This window comes from Ruegeria sp. AH12, assembly GCF_056541465.1.
On sequence record NZ_JBQFYL010000003.1, the window covers coordinates 103,879 to 119,207 of the forward strand.

Genomic DNA, 15,329 nt, shown 5'->3' on the forward strand with positions numbered 1-15,329 from the left:
CGTGACCGAAACTCGCACCCTGACCCTCGCAGAAATCGAAGACCTGTCGTTCCGCGCCCTTGTGGCAGCCGGGACCTCCGAGGCAAATGCCCGCCCGCTGGCGCAAGCCACGGCAGCGACCGAAGCAGATGGCGTTGCCAGTCACGGGCTGGCCTATATCCCGATCTATTGCGAGCATGTGCAATGCGGGAAGGTCGATGGAATGGCGAAGCCCGTAGTGTCTCGCCCGAAACCCAGTGTTGTGGCCGTAGACGCCGCCACCGGCTTTGCGCATTCCGCGATAGACACGGGGTTCGAGGAACTGATCCCTGCTGCCCGCGAACAGGGCGTCGCGGTATTGGCGGTCCGAAACAGTTATAACTGCGGTGTTCTGGGCTATCATACGCATCGGCTGGCTCAGGCCGGTCTGGTTGGGTTGGGCTTTACCAACGCCCCGGCGTCAATTGCGCCGTCAGGAGGCTCAAAGCCTGTGGTCGGGACCAACCCGTTCTCAATCGCGGCACCGGGCCCAGATGGCCAGCCTGCATTGTTGATCGACCAAAGCGCCAGCACCATCGCCAAAAGTGAGGTGATGAAACACGCCCGCGAAGGCAAGCCGATCCCGGTCGGCTGGGCGCTGGACGCTGACGGTAATCCGACCACCGATCCAGAAGTGGGCCTCAAGGGGTCCATGGCGCCTTCGGGCGGCTACAAAGGCGTTGGCGTCGCGCTAATGGTCGAGCTTTTGGCCGCCGCGATGACAGGGGCCACGCTGGGCATCAATGCCTCGCCGTTTTCAGGAACCGCAGGCGGCCCGCCAAAAACCGGTCAGTTCTTTATTGCAATTGATCCTGCCGCAACCGCAGGTGGCGCGTTTGATGCCGGGATTTCCAACCTGATCGAGGCGATACGGTCGCAAGAAGGAGCGCATCTGCCAGGTGACGGTCGCGGGTCAAAACGTATCGTCGCTCAGACCGAGGGTGTTGCGGTGAACGCGGCAACACTGGCTAAGGTCGAAGCAATTCTGGGATGAGCAAATGACACAGAGCGGAGGTTGGACGCTCCTGCCTCTGCGCTATTTAGGAGCAAACAGCAGCTTCAGATAAGTTCTGAACAGCATGATTTGTTCCGAGGCATTGTTGTGTTCTCGCAAGGCCCGTTGCAGCACAAGCCCACCTTCAACCACGCCAGAGACCATATCGCCAAGCGCATCCATGTTGACGGCTTCGCGCGGCTCGTAAATTTCGGCAATCTCTTCGAACATCCCGCGGAATCGCTTGCGCCAGCCAAGGATTGCCTGACGGTTTAGCTCGCGCACGCCCTCGTCGAACAGTCGATCCTGATAGGCGGTTGATGCAATAACGCATCCAGGGTGACCGGTTGGCATTTCTTCCAGCATCTCTGCCAAGAGTTTCAGACCAATCAGCATGCAATGCAGCGGGTCGTCGTTCAACTCGCGCGCGCGGGCGAACAGATCATCATAAAGCTTGTTTTCGACTTCGATATAGCGCTCCAGCATGGCCCGCGCCAAAGCGTTCTTATCCTTGAAGTGATAGAAAAACCCACCACGCGAGATCTCTGCACCGGCAACGATTTCTTCGATCGAGGTCGCCTCGAACCCCTTTTCCAGCACCGAAGCCTCAGCAATGTCCAGGATTCGGCTGCGTGTGTCCAGTTTTTGATCCATTGCGCCCCTCGTTACTGTACTACGAGTCCAGTTCACTCGACCTTCAAGCTTGGCCTGGCGGTCACATTTTGGGTTACTGCCTGAAATGACAGTAAAAAATTAGCCACAGCAACCGAACCACGCGCCAACTATCGGCCCGGTCGGGTTCAAGAGTACCACTTTCGCATCAACGGACAAGGATTGCTTCGATGCGACTGAACGCTTTCAAAGACACGCAACGCTTCTTCCTTTCAGACGGAGGGTTGGAGACTTTTTTGATTTTCGACAAAGGCTATGATCTGCCCTGCTTTTCTGCTGCCGTATTGTTGGATACAGAACAGGGGCGTGCGGATCTGGCCGCATATTTCACCCGTTTCATCGATATTGCGAAATCAACTGGGCGCGGTTTCATTCTGGATGCGCCGACCTGGCGTGCAGGAACCGCTTGGGCCGGACCGCTGGGTCAGACGCTGAAAGAGGTGATGGATACAAATACCCGCGCGGTTTCCTTCGTATCCAACTTGCGCGCGCGGCACGAGACCGAGAGTTGCCCCATTCTGATCAACGGTTTGGTTGGGCCTGCGGGCGATGCCTATGCGCCAGATATCGAGATTTCGCGGCAAGAGGCGCTGCTGATCCATGCGCCGCAGATTCAGGCCTTGGGTAAGGCCGGGGTCGACATGATTAGCGCGATGACTTTGACCCACGCGGCTGAGGCCATCGGGATCGTGCAGGCTGCAAAGGAAATCGATCTACCTGTTGTCATTGCGTTTACGCTGGAAACGGATGGCCGGCTGCCATCCGGCCAAAGCCTGCAAGACGCGATTGCCGAGGTGGATGCGGCCACCAACAAGGGCCCGCTTTACTACATGATCAACTGCGCGCATCCGGACCATTTTCGCGATGTGCTCGATGCGGGCGCAGACTGGGCCCTTCGGATCGGCGGCGTTCGCGCCAATGCCTCTCGTCAAAGTCACGCGGAGCTCGACGCGGCAGAGGTTCTCGACGATGGCGATCCGGTCGAACTGGGCCAGCTGAGCGCGGATCTCTTGGCGCACCTTCCGAACATCCGGGTTTTGGGCGGCTGCTGTGGCACCGACCACCGGCATGTGGGTTGCATCGCGGGGCATGATCCATCGCGCCCTGCGGCCTGAGCTTTCTCAAATCTACATCTCTGAAAGGAAAACCAATGTTTAAGACATTTCTAACCTCGACCGCGCTGATACTGTCGCTGGCCACCTATGCCAAGGCCGAAGCACCCATGGCCTTTGACGTGGCCGAGGATCACACACGTATCCATATGGCAACCGCGCCTTTGCACGAAAACGGCATGCCTGCACATGGCAATGCCCTTGTCAGTCAGGGCTATATCTATCCTGCGGGCACGCTTGCCGAAGGCACTGCTGGTGTTCTTGAAGATGGCAGCCCTGCCTTTCCCGATCTGGTTCTGGGCACCTGGACATGTGACGGGTATTTTGTCGGCGACGGGGGCAACACCACAACCGGAGTCTGGATCATCAGTCGCCAAACCTTTGCCTTCGATGATGGCGCAACAGTCGTGACCCAAGGTACCGAAATCGCGGATATAGGGCAGCCAAACCTGCGGCCTGTGACTGGCGCAACAGGTGAATTCGCCAACATCAATGGTGGGTTGATCCAGACAACGCTTGGTTTCAACGACTTTTTGGGGGCTGAGTGCGACCTATGTGTTTGAAGACCGCACGCCTGATCCCGCATCAGGGCCGGATCACGCCAGCTATGGCACTGACCAGATTGATAAAACGGATCATCTGGAATGGGACTCGGGCGTGCCCGTTGGCCCGATCTTTGACGACGGCCTGAGCCCATCGACCTAGCCTTTCCAAAAAAGAGCGATCGGGCCGAATGCTGGTCCGATCTGATCTATTGTTTCACAAAGAGCACGAAGATGAATATTCAAAATCAAACCCTTATCCGCCAAGCGGATGTTTCTGATGCGGAGCACCTCACCAAGCTGATCAACCTTGCGGGCGAAGGTATCCCTAATTGGCTGTGGACCCGTTCCTGCATCGAAGGGCAAACACCGCTAGAGGTTGGTATCGAGCGTGCCAAACGCAAAACCGGCGGCTTTTCCTATACAAATGCGCTGGTTGCGGAGCGTGCGGGACAGACCCTAGGTATGGTTCTTAGCTACGCGATTGCCGAGGTGCCAACCGACAACCCAAACGACCTACCTGCCCCGATTGCGCCGTTTGTGGCGCTTGAAAAGCTATCGGTCGATACCTGGTTCATCAACGCGCTGGCCGTTTTCCCTGAAGGACGAAACCAGAGCATCGGGACGCAGCTGATGGCCGCAGCCGAAGACCAAGCAAAGATGCACGGGTTCAGTAAGATGAGCATTCAGGTTTACGCCCAGAACACGGGCGCGGTTCGCTTGTATGACAGGCTGGGATATACGCTGGTGGCGCGCGAACCCGTGCGTCTGCACCCCTGCCCGCCCTACTATACTGGGGATGTTCTGCTGTTGATGAAAAACATCTAGGTCATGTCCTAGGTTTGGTTGCTTTGGCGCGTCCAAACCGGGAACCTGTTGCCGGGACCTATCGGCGCTTCTAGATTTGGTACACTCCATTTGATCGCACCGGTATGGAACGCAGATCGGTTCTATGAGCCAAGTCATTAGGCAAAGGTAGCAGTCTTGACGCATCGAAAGCTTTATCTTGGCCCCCTGACAGACAACAGGCGCTGGGATATGGTCAATATTCGACCTGATGATGTGTTTGTTGTGACACCCCCGAAATGCGGCACAACCTGGATGCAGACCATTGTGGCCTTGTTGCTTTCGGGCGATTCCGTGGTCGAAACAGAGCTGTCGGTCAAGATGCCTTGGGTCGACATCCGCCTGCGCGAAATGCCCGAGATTGCCGCACGGCTTGAGGCAATGACCTGCCGCCGCAGTATGAAAAGCCATACTCCGCTAGATGGTCTGCCGCTGGATGATCACGCACATTATATCTGCGTGTTCCGGCATCCGCTGGACGCGCATTTTTCATTCCGGAATCACATTCGGAACATTCCCATACCGTGGTTCGATCACTGGTATCCTGAACATGATGACGACGGTATCACATTCCGCCGGTTTCTGGATGGTGGTGCCGAAGGGTTCGATGCGGACGCCATGCCGCTTGCGCATATCCTGCAACACTACAAAGCGGCAAAGGCCATGTCTGGTCGGCCAAATGTCTCTTTGTTTCACTATTCTGATATGAAACGAGATTTGGCAGGTGTGTTCGCGCGGCTTTCGGAACTTCTGAATACGCCACATTCAAACTCGGTGATGCAACAGCTCATCGCGGCCGCGACATTCGACCATATGAAAGAGAATGCCGAACGGTATGCCCCCAGCGGGGGAAAAGGCTTCTTCAAGTCAGATACAGAGTTTTTTCACAGCGGTTCCAGCGGTAAATGGCATGGCCAACTGTCAGATCAGGAACTTGCCGCTTACGACGCCATCATGGACGAACACCTGAACCGGGAAGACCGGTTTTGGCTTGAAAATGGTCAAGGCTGATCTTCGGAAACCTGACAGAAACTTCGCACCAGTTTCAAATCCATTCTATGACGTGGCACGACCAGACTGGTTTCGTAGTACTTCTCTAACTCCCGGATCGGGACCTGAGTCAGCCCGGCCTCGGACCCTGCGCTGTTTTCCAGAAAGATGCCAACGCCCAATCCGGCCATGATCGCCTCTTTCATCACCGGAAATGTGGTGGTTTTGACAATCCGGCGCGGTGCCAGTTGCAGTTTGTCCAACGCCCTGGTTACGACCCTTTGCGTTAGCGATCCGCTTTCTGGTAACAAAAGCGTTTCATCCACGATCTGGGTGAGGCTTAGCACTTTGCGCCGCGACCAGTCATGCGTTTCCCTTACATATAGCACAAAGCGAGATGTGCAGAGCGGTTGAAGATACCACTCCGTGCTGATTGTAGGTTCGGTGATGACGCCAAAATCCACCTTGCGTTTCTGTAGCAACTCAATGGCGCTGCTCCAATCGCATAGCGCAAAGTCGATATCGACATTGGGGTATGTGTCGGCGAAGCGGGCGATCAGATCCAATGCTGGTTGCGGAGCGTTTGCGATTATCTTCAGATGGCCGCGTTCCAGTTCCGAAAAGCCCTGAACCTTTTCTTCTATGATCGTGTGCAGCGTCGCAAACCTGTCGGCGAGATCAAAGAACTCTTGCCCTGTTGCGGTTAACTCGATCCCATCGCGAGCCCGCACCAGCAGACGTGCACCCACATGTGCCTCAAGCTTGGCAATATGCTGTGAAACAGCGGATTGCGACACACCCAACGCGCGTGCCGCGTTGGTCAGGCTGCCTTCTCGCACAACATAGGCGAAGGCTTTGAACTGATACGGATTTATGTTCATGACGCCGCGCAGTTTAGCCTGCATAAGCAACACTTATATGTCGTCACAGAATCGAGACATGAACTTCTTAAGCTGCGCGCGGTCAGTTGGGGTAACCGCGCTATGGGTCAAATAAGCCTTCAAGGTATTCAGAAAACATTCGGGCAAACACCTGTGCTTAAGGGTGTCGATCTCGAAATCGAAGAGGGTGAGTTCCTGACCCTTGTGGGACCGTCCGGCTGCGGTAAATCCACCTTGCTCCGCATCCTTGCGGGGCTCGAGGCTCCAACAGCGGGTCAGGTGATGATTGACGGGCAGGACGTAACCCGGATGCGCCCGGCCAGCCGTAATCTGGCGATGGTGTTCCAGTCTTATGCGCTCTACCCGCATTTGACGGTTGCGGAAAACATGATGACCCCGCTCAAGCTGCGGGACATCGGGACGGCCGGGCGATTGCCTGTGCTGGGTCCCTTGATTGCCCGCTCGGTTTACCGCGGGCTTCGGACCAAGGTCAATGAAACGGCTGAGACTTTGCAGATCCAAAACCTGTTGGATCGCAAACCGGGCCAGTTGTCGGGTGGTCAACGTCAGCGCGCGGCTTTGGGGCGGGCCATGGTGCGCAATCCGGTTGCCTTTTTGATGGATGAACCACTGTCCAATCTGGACGCAGCCTTGCGGGTTCATATGCGGGCGGAACTGTCTGATCTGCACCGCCGTCTGAAAACAACCTTTGTCTATGTCACCCATGATCAGGCCGAGGCGCTGACCATGTCGGATCGGATGGCCGTCATGATGGATGGTCATATTCTGCAGCTTGGCAAACCAGATGATATCTACCGCAATCCACAATCATTGGCCGTTGCCCGCTTTGTCGGATCACCCGCAATCAACACCATGCCCGCCGAGATTGACGGTGCCGGTGCATTACGGGCACTGGATGTCAGTTTGTTGGGCACCAACGCCCAGGCAGGTCCCGTCACATTGGGTATCCGGCCTGAGCACCTGAGCATTGATCCCTCAGGCGCGTTCTATGGGGTCGTGACCCATCAGGAAAACTTAGGCTCCGATCTGTTCATCCACCTTTGTGTCAACGGGCTAGAGCAAAAGATCGTGGTGCGGGCCACCCCGGACACGCGCGCTGAGATTGGGCAAACCCTCCGGTTTTCTGCGATCCGGGACAAAATCATGATGTTTGACGGCAGCGGTGCACGACTGCCCGAGCAGACAATGCTCGAGGTCGCCTGATGCCCGGTTCGCGCGCTTATCTTTGGTTCATAGCCCCCGCACTGATCTTGATGATCGTTATCCTGATTGTACCAATCGGCATCGCGGGTGTGCTGAGCTTTACCAATTATTCGTTGGGCAATGCGGGCATGGATTATGTCGGATGGGAGAATTTCGAGAAAATTTTCACCCGGCGTAGCTATGAAAAAATGTTCGGGGCTACGTTCCGATACGTCTTTGTTGTCGTACCACTGACGGTCCTGCTAGGATTGGGTGCAGCCCTCCTGATCCATTCGCTCACCCGCTTTGGGAACCTCTATAAGACGATCTATTTTCTACCGGTCATGGCTGCGCTGATCGCTATGGCGATCGTGTGGGAATTTGCCCTGCACCCGACCATTGGCATTGTGAATGCAACGCTGGAAAAAGGATGCGGCACGTGGCTTGAGGCCTGGGGCTGGTACGCGCAAGGCTGCGCCAAGACCTTCCCGCTTTGGTTGACTGATCGGGACTATGCGATCTGGACGGTTGCGTTCATCGGCGTTTGGCAGGGTTTCGGCTTCAACATGGTCTTGTATCTGGCCGGGCTCAGCTCGATCCCGCCCTCGCTTTATGATGCAGCCGAAATGGATGGCGCACCCACCGGGTGGGAGCGTTTCCGACTGGTGACCTGGCCGATGCTGGGTCCGACAACCGTGTTTGTCGTCACGATTTCATTCATCCGATCCTTTCAGGTCTTTGACACGGTCGAGGCATTCTATCCGCAAGGCGGCGGACCGTCGAAATCGGTCTATGTGATGATGTTTGCGATCTACGAAAAGGCGATCCAGCAGAACCTGATGGGGATCGGTGCTGCCATCACCGTCGTATTCCTGGCCTTTGTCATGTTCCTGACGCTGGTGCAGCGCTGGCTGGTGGACCGGAGGACCCATTATGTCTGATACAACTTCCACCCTCGCCACCGCCTTACCCGAGATCGGGTTTCGGTTTTCCACCGCCGAGACGATCAAACATGTCATCCTGATCCTGGGTGCAATCGTTGTCTTGCTGCCCTTCTACGTGATGGTCAGCTACTCGTTCAAAGCGCCGCATGAGATCATGCAGAACCTTGGTGGTTTCTTCGGTAGCCAGCAACCGTTCCGGGATGATTTCTGCGTCAAGCTCGGCAATGCCGCGGCGGATTGCATGGTCAATCCCACCGTCTACAATTACACAACCGCCTTCGCCAAAGCGCCTTTGCTGCGCTATTTGGCCAATGGGATCTTTGTAACCCTGTCGATCTTTCTGATCCAGGTGATCGTCGCTCTGCCCTGCGCTTATGCGCTGGCCAAGCTACGGTTCTGGGGGCGCGAGGCGGTGTTTGCGCTGGTGCTGTTCTGCCTTCTGATCCCTGTGCACGCAATCGCCTTGCCGCTGTACATCATGCTGGCCAAGGTGGGTCTGACGAACACCTATGCGGCGCTGATCGTGCCCTGGACCATCTCGGTCTTCGGGATTTTCCTGATGCGTCAGTTCTTTATGACCGTCCCCGACGATCTGATCGATGCCGCGCGGATGGACGGGATGAGCGAATACTCCATCGTGTGGAACGTCATGCTGCCCACGGCCATCCCGGCCCTGTTGGCCTTTGGCATCTTTTCAGTTGTAGCGCATTGGAATGATTATTTCTGGCCACGCATCGTGATCACCGGCAATCGCGAGCTGTTCACGCCACCGCTGGGCCTGCGAGAATTCAAGGGGGATGCGGATGGTGACAACTTCGGCCCGATGATGGCCACGGCCTGCATTATCGTAACCCCGCTGATCGTTGTTTTCCTGCTGGCGCAGCGCCGCTTTATCGAAGGGATAACACTATCCGGAATGAAGTAGGGCGGGAAATTCCCGCCCCACCACGACATCCCAAATCGGGATATCCACCAGGGGCTGCCAATCGCCAAACCGTCAGACCCCTCAGTTCAACTGGAGAGAGTAATGAAAACCCTCACAACTGCAATGGCTTTGGTACTTGCTGCAGGGGCAGCCACCGCCGAAGATAAAATTGTCGTCGAGTTCGCCTATCCCTATAGCCATCTCTTTGACGTAACTTACGAAAAAATCCTGCCAAAATTCTATGCTGAGAACCCGAATATCGAAATTAAGATGCGGGCTACCTATGAAAGCTATGAAGACGGCACTAACACTATCCTGCGCGAAGCCGTTGCCGGCACGCTGCCAGACGTGACCATGCAGGGCTTGAACCGTCAGGCGATCCTGGTGGAAAAAGGCATCGCAAAATCGCTGGAGCCTTTCATCGCGAAAGAGGCCGATTTTGCCAAAGACGGCTATCACAAGGCGATGCTGAACCTTGGCACTTTCAACGAAGATGTCTACGGCCTGCCCTTCTCGATCTCGCTGCCGGTTGGCTACTACAACATGGAGACCATGGCCAAGGCTGGCTATGATGAAACCAACCTGCCCACGACCTGGGCCGAAGTGATCGAAGCCTGTGGCCGCCTGAAAGAAGCCGGTGTCGAAAACCCCATGTTCTGGGGCTGGAACATCACCGGCAACTGGTTCCTGCAAGCCCTGATGTGGAGCCAGGACAAACCGACCGTTATGGGGACCGACTTCACTCTGGACGAGCCCGAAGGTCTGCAAGCATTGAACACGATGAAAGATCTGTTTCAGGGCTGCGAAATGCAGAACCTGGAATGGAAAGGCGCGTTGGCCTCGTTCTCGGCCGGTGAGATTGGCATGATGTACTGGTCCACATCCGCCGTTGGCGCAGTTGAGCGCGCGATGGGTGATTTCACCTTGGTGACGCACGAATATCCGGGCTTTACAGCAGAAGGACCGATGGGTCTGCCTGCGGGCGGAAACTCGGCGCTGCTGGTGTCAACGTCTGAGGACCCGGCAGAACTGGAAGCCGCCTGGAAATGGCTGAAGTTCATCACGTCGGGTGAAGGCGCTGCCGACGTGGCCCGGACCACGGGCTATATGCCTCCGAACCAGGCCGCCAATGAGATCATTCTGGCCGATTTCTACGCCGAGAACCCGGCCAAGGCGACAGCTGTACGTCAGCTGCCCCTGCTGCGTGAATGGCAGGCCTATCCGGGCGACAATGGTTTGGCCGCGACGCAGGTCATCTATGACGGGATCGAAGGCATCGTGACCGGCGAATATGATGACATGGAAGAGTTGCAGCAAGACCTGACCGAAGAAGTGCAGGATCTGCTGCCCTCCGGGTCCTAAAACTCAAGGCCCGCGCCATAGGCTGGCGCGGGCCACTTCTTCTTACAATATTACTTAAAAGGCGCCGTCTATGAAGCTGCTTCAATTCACCGATATCCACCTGACAACGCCGGGCGATACCATCAGCGGCCGCGATCCATTGGCCAATCTGAACAAAGCGCTGGATCACGCGATGCAAAGCCACAGTGACGCCGAGGCGCTGTTTATCACGGGTGATCTGTCCGATTGGGGCGAAGCCGCTGATTATGCCTTGCTCAAGGAACGGATAGGAAGCATCCCACTTCCGGTCGAGCTGTTGATCGGCAACCACGATGACCGCTCGACCTTTCTGCGTTGTTTCCCGGAACTGGAAGGTGAAGGCGGATTTGTGCATCGCATTGTCCCGCTGAGCCTGGGTCACGCGGTGCTTCTGGACACCTGGGGCCCGAACACGCATGCAGGTCATTTCTGCGCGAAACGCGCGGATTGGCTCTCTCGTCAGTTGGTAACCTTGCCAGGTCCGGTCTGGATTTTCATGCATCACAACCCGGTTCCAATCGAAGTTGCGCCGATGGATGAGATCATGTTGCTGGATGCAGATTTGTTTGCTGAAACGATCGCGCCGCATAAGGCCAAAATCCGGCACATATTCCATGGGCATTGCCATTTGCCGCTGACGGGGTCCCTGCTGGGTGTGCCTTTCTCGGCCCCCCGAGGCACAAATCACGCCGGATGGGCTGATTTCTCGGCAACGCGTTTTCTGTCGTCTTCGGATCTGCCGGAAAGCTACGCGGTGATCTTTGCAACCGAGACCACGACGATGACCCACATGGTTGAGTTCGGATACGCGGGTGAGATCAAGGGCGAAGGCACCCCCGATTATGCCGATTGGAATAAGCTCACGATGGTGCGGTAACAGGCTGATAGTCAGTCGGCGATCGATCCCTGAAAGGGTCGATCAGGCCAGAACCGGCTGGGCCGCCGACAAATCCGGCGCGATCAGGATCATGTGTGATAGGTCCATCGACATCCCGTCGCCCTGCTTCGCAATGAACTGATGCGGAATGCTGGTGGCTGCGGCCAAAGCCTGCGGCAATGGGATATCGACCTGTTCGGTTAGAACCTTCACCGCTTGCGTCAGACACAGGTCGGCCCCGGCCAGAGTTCCATCCTGCAAGGTCAGCCTGCCTTCTCTGCGCTGGATCGGGCGGCTTTCCAATTGGAATTCTGTCAAATCTGTACCTGCGACAGCCATCGCATCGCTGACAAGAAAAATGCAGCCCGGCCCCTGCTTGGCAGCCCAGGCGGCGCGCATGGTTTCGGGATGAACATGCACACCATCCGCAATTAGCCCCGCTGACATCGTCCCGCTGGCCAGGGCGGCACCGACCAAGCCCGGCTCTCGGTTGCCAAGTTGGCTCATGGCGTTGAACAGATGCGTAACACAGCGCGCGCCTGCTTCGGCGTAAGCCAAACAGGTGTCGAAGGATGCATCGCTATGGCCGAGCGAGACAATCACGCCAGCCTGCGCCAGTGCCTTGACCTGTTCGGGCGTTGTCGTTTCGGGGGCAACTGTAACCATCAAAGCGGGTAAATGCCTTGCCGCACAAACAATGCCCTCAAGATCAGTCTGCTCCATCGGGCGGATCAGGGCTGCGTCATGCGCCCCTTTGCGCCGTTCCGACAGGTGCGGGCCTTCCAAATGCAGGCCAGCAATACCCGGCACACCCGCCTGAACGGCCTTGATCGCCGCATCAATCGCAGCTCGGGTTTTCTGGGGTGTATCCGTGATCAGGGTGGGCAGGATGCGGGTCGCGCCCAATCCACGATGCGCCTTTGCGATCCGGCTGAGTGTGTCAACGGATGGATCGTCGTTGAACATAACACCGTCACCACCATTGACCTGCAAATCCACATAACCGGGGCCGAGGATGCGCCCAGCCAAATCCTCGACCTGGTCGCCGGTGGCCTGCGCCTCGGGGATCAATGCGTCCAACACACCGTTTCGGAACCGCGCAGCGTAACCGACATGCAGGTCGCTTCCGTCAAAGATCGGACCGCCTGCAAAGGTGATCGAAGCGTCGGTCATACCGTTTCCGTCACTTTCTTCAGGTGGCGTGGCATATCGGGGTCAACCCCGCGTCGGGTTGCCACGCTTTCAACCATTCCATAGAAAGACGCGATTGTGGGGATCGGGTCAGTAATCCAATGCGAAGTTCTGACATGCGGTAGCACCGTTGCTTGCTTTACGCGGCTGGTAGTGGCAAAAACGTCCGCCCCTTTAGCGGCAAGCTTATCTGCAACCTCGGCCAGGTTGGACTCAGCCGCATCACCTGAGGACAAGGCCAGCACCGGAAAGCCCTGATCGACGATGGAAACCGGGCCGTGCAAAACCTCGGCCGCCGAATAGCTTTCAGCGTGGATCTGGCAGGTTTCTTTGAATTTCAAAGCGGCTTCGTTTGAGATTGCCAGCGACAGGCCGCGCCCCAGTGTAAACAGCGAACTGCCATCCACCGCATCAGCTACCGCGCTCCAATCACATGCAATCGCCGCAGACAGGCTGTCCGGCAGGCCGCGAATAGCGCGCAACAATGGCTCGTCGCGTTTCACCTGCGCGATAAGCCACAGGCCTGCGACCAAAGAAGTGACGAATGTCTTGGTTGCCGCCACACTCAGCTCGGGGCCCGCATGGATCGGCAGCGTCGCGGTCGAGACTTCAGCCAGGGCCGAGGCCGTGTTATTGGTAATCGCTACCGAATAGGCACCGCCGGACGTCACAGATTGTGTAAGTTGCACGATGTCGGGGCTTTGCCCCGATTGTGAGACCGAAATGCAAACCGCATCCTCGCAACGCATATCGACGCCATAGATCGATTTGACCGATGGCCCGACCGAGGCCATGGGCAAGCCCAACAGCAGCTCGGAGGCGTATTTCAGATAGCTACAGGCGTGATCCGAAGACCCCCGCGCGACTGAGATCAGGAACCGTGGATCACGGGCCCGGATTTCGTCAGCCGATTGTGCAATCCGGCTTGCGCCTTCAGTCAGTAGGCGGTCAACAGCGTCGGGTATCTCGTTGATTTCCAGACGCATTTGAGTGGTTTTATCAGACATGGTCCCAGGCTTTCAATTAGACAAGCGCAATTCGGCTACAAAGTCGTAGGCGTCACCGCGATAGATTGAACGGGTCAATTCAGCGACCCGCCCGCTTTCCAGATAAGAGGTGCGTTGAATCCGAAGCCCGGCGGTGCCTTCGGCAACATCCAGCAGCTCGGCCTCGGGCGCTTCGAGGTTGATGGCCGAGATCTTCTGGATCGCGCGCACCGGTCGAAACCCGGTTTGTTCGAGAACAGCATAGAGCGATCCGGTCACCTCGGTCGGATTTGGAAGGATGTCCAACGGCAGTGCCGCGCGCTCGAGCGCCATTGGCCGCCCCCCTGCTGCACGCAGGCGATGGATGCGGGCAACCTGTTCGTTGGTCGACAGACCCAGCGCCATCATCTCTTCGGGTGAGGGCAGGAAAATCCCGCGTTCCAGCCAAGTTGAGGTGGTCTTGAGGCCCCGTCTCTCCATATCTTCGGTAAACGAAGTCAGATGAGACAGCGACTGTTCGACCCGCGCAACGGGTTCGCGCACGAATGAGCCCGAACCTTGCCGCTGTTCCACCGCACCTTTGCGGACCAGTTCCTGAATGGCCTTGCGCACGGTCACGCGTGACAGGTCGGTCAGTTCCGCAATCTCTCGTTCGGGTGGAAGTGAACTGTTAGGCGGCAGGACACCGTCCTGAATCCCTTGTTCCAACCGTTGGCGTAGCTGCACATAGCGCGGGCCTGCGCTTTGGCCCAGCCATCCGTCAGGTCGCAGGAAATCAGCTACATTCATGTTCGATCTCCTCCTGAAAGGCACGCGCCAAAGCCAAAGCGCCAGACAATGGGTCGCCCAAAGGCTGGGTCAGCGCAGCTTGCATGTCTTGCGGCAGATAGGGTGCATAGTGCGGCCCGATGCCTCCGGTCAGGCAAACTGGTAGGCCTGGGCACCAGCCCATCGTTCTCATCATGCCTGCCAGATAATCGGCGCCGTCCTGCAAAAGCGTGACTGCAAGCGCATCCTTATGGCTGGCCAGTTCCGTCACCTGAGGGGCGATTGCGCCGAATTCGGTTGGCGTCATCTGAGCCGCTGCTTTGACCAATCCAGGTGCGCCGCCGTGGTGAGATAGTAAATCCTGCGCCAACTGCGAAGATGCGATTACCCCATCGACATGATCCAAAGCCTTGGACAGCGCACGTTTGCCGATCCATTGCGCCGAGGCCTGATCACCCAGCACCGGCCCCCACCCTCCGGCCAACCGGACCGTGCCAGCCTGTTGAGTCGCGATGAACGACCCCGTTCCGCAATGCGCAACAAACCCGTCTGCCGGACCTAGCGCCCCACGCAAGGCGGCCCCGCGGTCATCTTCGATACGCACGTGGCGGCAAGGCAAAGCCGACGCCAAATTTTGCGCGATTGCGTCCCCCGTGATCCCTGCCAGACCCAGATAGGTTGGCGCGTGCATGATGTCATCAACGGAGCGGCCAGACTGAGATATCAGGGCCTCTAGTCCCCGCTGCAATTCGCGACAGGCGGAGTCAAAGTCAGTGGACACATTTGCTGCGCCAACCTCGACCTTATGGCGCGTCTCTCCGTCAGAAAGCACAAGTCGGCAGCGTGTACCGCCCCCGTCTACAGCCAGAATCAGTGGTTTCGAAGATCGAGTCATATAGAGACCTATATAATACCTATGATCAGAATCAAAGTCCCAATTATGACCAAATGCTTGATATATGCTCAATTCAGCATCAGAATCAGAGCGCAAAAATAAATG

The 15,329-nt window shown here is 57.0% G+C and carries 17 protein-coding genes; 11 read left to right on the plus strand and 6 right to left on the minus strand.

The genetic code is table 11. The annotated features are described in order from the left end of the window. Position 1 precedes the first annotated feature (1 nt). The gene (locus ACR0EL_RS07220) at positions 2-1,012 is read left to right on the plus strand and encodes an Ldh family oxidoreductase (protein WP_480499092.1); all 1,011 of its coding nucleotides are present in this window, start codon (positions 2-4) and stop codon (positions 1,010-1,012) included. Between the two features lie 42 nt (positions 1,013-1,054). Here the strand turns inward: ACR0EL_RS07220 and ACR0EL_RS07225 are convergent, their stop codons facing one another. Then, positions 1,055-1,666, minus strand: coding sequence for a TetR/AcrR family transcriptional regulator (locus ACR0EL_RS07225; protein ID WP_353010028.1), 612 nt, complete (start codon positions 1,664-1,666; stop codon positions 1,055-1,057). Positions 1,667-1,854: 188 nt separating this feature from the next. Here ACR0EL_RS07225 and ACR0EL_RS07230 point away from each other — a divergent pair, with 188 nt between their 5' ends. The 5 genes from ACR0EL_RS07230 to ACR0EL_RS07250 all read left to right on the plus strand — a co-directional run bounded on the left by ACR0EL_RS07230 (position 1,855) and on the right by ACR0EL_RS07250 (position 5,195). After that, positions 1,855-2,799: a homocysteine S-methyltransferase family protein gene (locus ACR0EL_RS07230; RefSeq protein WP_480499093.1), complete on the plus strand. Its 945-nt coding sequence runs from the start codon at positions 1,855-1,857 to the stop codon at positions 2,797-2,799. Between the two features lie 35 nt (positions 2,800-2,834). Then, complete coding sequence (locus ACR0EL_RS07235; protein ID WP_480499094.1) at positions 2,835-3,359, plus strand: hypothetical protein; 525 nt, start codon at positions 2,835-2,837, stop codon at positions 3,357-3,359. Then, a complete protein-coding gene (locus tag ACR0EL_RS07240) occupies positions 3,352-3,501 on the plus strand; it encodes a hypothetical protein (protein WP_480499095.1) in 150 nt (49 codons plus the stop codon). Before ACR0EL_RS07235 ends, ACR0EL_RS07240 begins: the two co-directional genes overlap by 8 nt. A gap of 71 nt (positions 3,502-3,572) precedes the next feature. Further along, positions 3,573-4,166 carry a GNAT family N-acetyltransferase gene (locus tag ACR0EL_RS07245; protein WP_480499096.1) on the plus strand — a complete coding sequence of 198 codons (594 nt, stop codon included), beginning with the start codon at positions 3,573-3,575 and terminating at the stop codon, positions 4,164-4,166. Positions 4,167-4,376: 210 nt separating this feature from the next. Then, complete coding sequence (locus ACR0EL_RS07250; RefSeq protein WP_480499097.1) at positions 4,377-5,195, plus strand: sulfotransferase domain-containing protein; 819 nt, start codon at positions 4,377-4,379, stop codon at positions 5,193-5,195. Here ACR0EL_RS07250 and ACR0EL_RS07255 read toward each other — a convergent pair. Continuing rightward, positions 5,186-6,079: a LysR family transcriptional regulator gene (locus tag ACR0EL_RS07255; protein ID WP_480499098.1), complete on the minus strand. Its 894-nt coding sequence runs from the start codon at positions 6,077-6,079 to the stop codon at positions 5,186-5,188. The two genes, ACR0EL_RS07250 and ACR0EL_RS07255, sit on opposite strands and share 10 nt — an antisense overlap. 78 nt (positions 6,080-6,157) lie before the next feature. On the opposite strand from ACR0EL_RS07255, the gene ACR0EL_RS07260 reads away from it, so the two are divergent. The 5 genes from ACR0EL_RS07260 to ACR0EL_RS07280 all read left to right on the plus strand — a co-directional run bounded on the left by ACR0EL_RS07260 (position 6,158) and on the right by ACR0EL_RS07280 (position 11,384). Then, entirely contained in the window at positions 6,158-7,279 is a 1,122-nt protein-coding gene (locus ACR0EL_RS07260) for an ABC transporter ATP-binding protein (RefSeq protein ID WP_480499099.1), read from the plus strand. Further along, a complete protein-coding gene (locus ACR0EL_RS07265) occupies positions 7,279-8,199 on the plus strand; it encodes a carbohydrate ABC transporter permease (protein WP_480499100.1) in 921 nt (306 codons plus the stop codon). The genes ACR0EL_RS07260 and ACR0EL_RS07265 overlap by 1 nt, the downstream gene beginning before the upstream one ends. Then, positions 8,192-9,127 (plus strand): carbohydrate ABC transporter permease, encoded by a 936-nt coding sequence (locus ACR0EL_RS07270; protein ID WP_480499101.1) that lies wholly within the window; start codon positions 8,192-8,194, stop codon positions 9,125-9,127. The genes ACR0EL_RS07265 and ACR0EL_RS07270 overlap by 8 nt, the downstream gene beginning before the upstream one ends. A gap of 102 nt (positions 9,128-9,229) precedes the next feature. Further along, positions 9,230-10,489, plus strand: a complete 1,260-nt coding sequence (locus ACR0EL_RS07275; protein WP_480499102.1) for an extracellular solute-binding protein — start codon at positions 9,230-9,232, stop codon at positions 10,487-10,489. 70 nt (positions 10,490-10,559) lie between these two features. Further along, a complete protein-coding gene (locus ACR0EL_RS07280; RefSeq protein WP_480499103.1) occupies positions 10,560-11,384 on the plus strand; it encodes a metallophosphoesterase in 825 nt (274 codons plus the stop codon). A 42-nt stretch (positions 11,385-11,426) separates the two neighbouring features. On the opposite strand, the gene nagA is transcribed toward ACR0EL_RS07280, so the two are convergent. The 4 genes from nagA to ACR0EL_RS07300 are packed head-to-tail and all read right to left on the minus strand — an operon-like array spanning position 11,427 to position 15,224. After that, a complete protein-coding gene (nagA, locus tag ACR0EL_RS07285) occupies positions 11,427-12,557 on the minus strand; it encodes an N-acetylglucosamine-6-phosphate deacetylase (RefSeq protein ID WP_480499104.1) in 1,131 nt (376 codons plus the stop codon). Beyond that, entirely contained in the window at positions 12,554-13,582 is a 1,029-nt protein-coding gene (locus ACR0EL_RS07290) for an SIS domain-containing protein (protein ID WP_480499105.1), read from the minus strand. Before ACR0EL_RS07290 ends, nagA begins: the two co-directional genes overlap by 4 nt. A gap of 12 nt (positions 13,583-13,594) precedes the next feature. Next, positions 13,595-14,350 (minus strand): GntR family transcriptional regulator, encoded by a 756-nt coding sequence (locus ACR0EL_RS07295; protein WP_353009993.1) that lies wholly within the window; start codon positions 14,348-14,350, stop codon positions 13,595-13,597. Next, positions 14,337-15,224 (minus strand): glucosamine kinase nucleotide-binding domain-containing protein, encoded by an 888-nt coding sequence (locus ACR0EL_RS07300; protein ID WP_480499106.1) that lies wholly within the window; start codon positions 15,222-15,224, stop codon positions 14,337-14,339. Before ACR0EL_RS07300 ends, ACR0EL_RS07295 begins: the two co-directional genes overlap by 14 nt. Positions 15,225-15,329 lie beyond the last annotated feature (105 nt).

What these genes read in the sequence shown, in the direction of transcription:
- ACR0EL_RS07225 (WP_353010028.1), bottom strand. Translation starts at nt 1,666, where the DNA reads ATGGATCAAAAACTGGACACACGCAGCCGAATCCTGGACATTGCTGAG.
- ACR0EL_RS07230 (WP_480499093.1), top strand. Translation starts at nt 1,855, where the DNA reads ATGCGACTGAACGCTTTCAAAGACACGCAACGCTTCTTCCTTTCAGAC.
- ACR0EL_RS07235 (WP_480499094.1), top strand. Translation starts at nt 2,835, where the DNA reads ATGTTTAAGACATTTCTAACCTCGACCGCGCTGATACTGTCGCTGGCC.
- ACR0EL_RS07245 (WP_480499096.1), top strand. Translation starts at nt 3,573, where the DNA reads ATGAATATTCAAAATCAAACCCTTATCCGCCAAGCGGATGTTTCTGAT.
- ACR0EL_RS07250 (WP_480499097.1), top strand. Translation starts at nt 4,377, where the DNA reads ATGGTCAATATTCGACCTGATGATGTGTTTGTTGTGACACCCCCGAAA.
- ACR0EL_RS07255 (WP_480499098.1), bottom strand. Translation starts at nt 6,079, where the DNA reads ATGCAGGCTAAACTGCGCGGCGTCATGAACATAAATCCGTATCAGTTC.
- ACR0EL_RS07260 (WP_480499099.1), top strand. Translation starts at nt 6,158, where the DNA reads ATGGGTCAAATAAGCCTTCAAGGTATTCAGAAAACATTCGGGCAAACA.
- ACR0EL_RS07265 (WP_480499100.1), top strand. Translation starts at nt 7,279, where the DNA reads ATGCCCGGTTCGCGCGCTTATCTTTGGTTCATAGCCCCCGCACTGATC.
- ACR0EL_RS07270 (WP_480499101.1), top strand. Translation starts at nt 8,192, where the DNA reads ATGTCTGATACAACTTCCACCCTCGCCACCGCCTTACCCGAGATCGGG.
- ACR0EL_RS07275 (WP_480499102.1), top strand. Translation starts at nt 9,230, where the DNA reads ATGAAAACCCTCACAACTGCAATGGCTTTGGTACTTGCTGCAGGGGCA.
- ACR0EL_RS07280 (WP_480499103.1), top strand. Translation starts at nt 10,560, where the DNA reads ATGAAGCTGCTTCAATTCACCGATATCCACCTGACAACGCCGGGCGAT.
- nagA (WP_480499104.1), bottom strand. Translation starts at nt 12,557, where the DNA reads ATGACCGACGCTTCGATCACCTTTGCAGGCGGTCCGATCTTTGACGGA.
- ACR0EL_RS07290 (WP_480499105.1), bottom strand. Translation starts at nt 13,582, where the DNA reads ATGTCTGATAAAACCACTCAAATGCGTCTGGAAATCAACGAGATACCC.
- ACR0EL_RS07295 (WP_353009993.1), bottom strand. Translation starts at nt 14,350, where the DNA reads ATGAATGTAGCTGATTTCCTGCGACCTGACGGATGGCTGGGCCAAAGC.
- ACR0EL_RS07300 (WP_480499106.1), bottom strand. Translation starts at nt 15,224, where the DNA reads ATGACTCGATCTTCGAAACCACTGATTCTGGCTGTAGACGGGGGCGGT.